Origin of the sequence: Sphaerotilus sulfidivorans (assembly GCF_013426975.1) — a bacterium.
Classification (GTDB): Bacteria; Pseudomonadota; Gammaproteobacteria; order Burkholderiales; family Burkholderiaceae_C; genus Sphaerotilus; species Sphaerotilus sulfidivorans.
The window spans coordinates 1-1295 of record NZ_JACCPY010000077.1 but is presented as its reverse complement, the minus strand read 5'-3'; the positions used below and the strand labels follow the sequence as shown (position 1 = coordinate 1295).

Sequence of the window (1295 nt, the reverse complement as noted above, 5' to 3'; positions counted from 1 at the left end):
TGACCTTGCCCCCAGAAACCGTCTCCCATGCTGAGTGATGCAATGTCAGCAAGGAGAGCGGAAATGACGAAGCCGAAGGCTGCGCCGAGGGCGCGCTACACATTGGAATTCAAGCAGGAGGCGGTGCGTCTGGTCGAGGCCGGCCAGAGCATCGCGGCAGCGGCCAGGACGCTGGGTGTGGTGGATCAGACCCTGTTCAACTGGGTCAAGGCCAGTCGGCAGGGCAAGCTCGCGGGCGCGGACAGCAAGCCCGTGAGCGCCGAGCAGATGGAGATCGCCCGACTGCGTGCCGAACTGGCGCGGGTGACGATGGAGCGCGACATTCTGGGAAAAGCGACGGCGTACTTCGCCAAGGCTGCGAAGTGAAGTACGCCTTCATCCAGCGCCACCGGCGCGTGTGGCCGATCTCGGTGCAGTGCCGGGTGCTGCAGGTCAGCGTGGCCGGGTACCACGAGCACTTCGTGCGCCGCTCCAGCAACGTCCAGCGCCGCCACCTCAGCGACGACGCGCTGCTGGTGCACATCAAGGCGATCCATGCCGAAACGCGCGGCGGCTACGGCTGGCCGCGCACTTGGAAGGAACTGCTGGCCCGAGGCATCCGGGTGGGCAAGGACCGGGTGCAGAAGCTCATGCAGCAGCACGGCATCCGCGCCAAGGGCAAGCGGCGCTTCAAGGTCACCACCGACAGCAAGCACGACCTGCCCATCGCATCGAACCTGCTCAACCGAGCGTTCACGGTAGCCGAGCCCGACAGGGTCTGGGTGGGCGACATCACGTACATCGCCACCGACGAGGGCTGGCTGTTCCTGGCTGTGGTGATCGACCTGTTCAGTCGCCAGGTAGTGGGCTGGAGTCTGCGTCAGGACATGACGCGCGAGTTGGTCATCGACGCGCTGCGCATGGCGTGGTTCAAGCGCCATCCGGCCAAGGATGCTGGCCTGATCTTCCACAGCGACCGCGGCAGTCAGTACGCCAGCAAGGACTTCCGCGACATGCTGGCCGAGTACGGCATCACCGCTTCGATGAGCCGGCGCGGCGACTGCTGGGACAACGCCTGCAGTGAGACCTTGTTCGGCTCGCTGAAAGTGGAGCGGCTGCACGGGCAACGCTTCAAGAGCAGGCGTCAGGCCAAGGATGAAGTCGTGGCCTGGATGCTCTGGTACAACCGAACCCGACTGCACTCGACGCTGGCCTACGTCAGCCCGATGCAGTTCGAAGAAAACTGGCTCGCCGGCCAAGCTCGGCAAGCCAGCGCGTAGTCTGGCTATGGGATACGGAATACAGGGGCAAGGTCA

Annotated in this window: 1 protein-coding gene; it reads left to right on the top strand. The window is 64.7% G+C overall.

Annotation, left to right across the window (positions count from 1 at the left end):
* Positions 1-63 precede the first annotated feature (63 nt).
* A protein-coding gene (locus HZU84_RS19995; protein WP_149502582.1) for an IS3 family transposase occupies positions 64-1259 on the top strand; the annotation gives its coding sequence in 2 pieces (ribosomal slippage) (positions 64-328 and positions 328-1259; 1197 coding nt in all).
* The last annotated feature ends 36 nt before the right edge of the window (positions 1260-1295 follow it).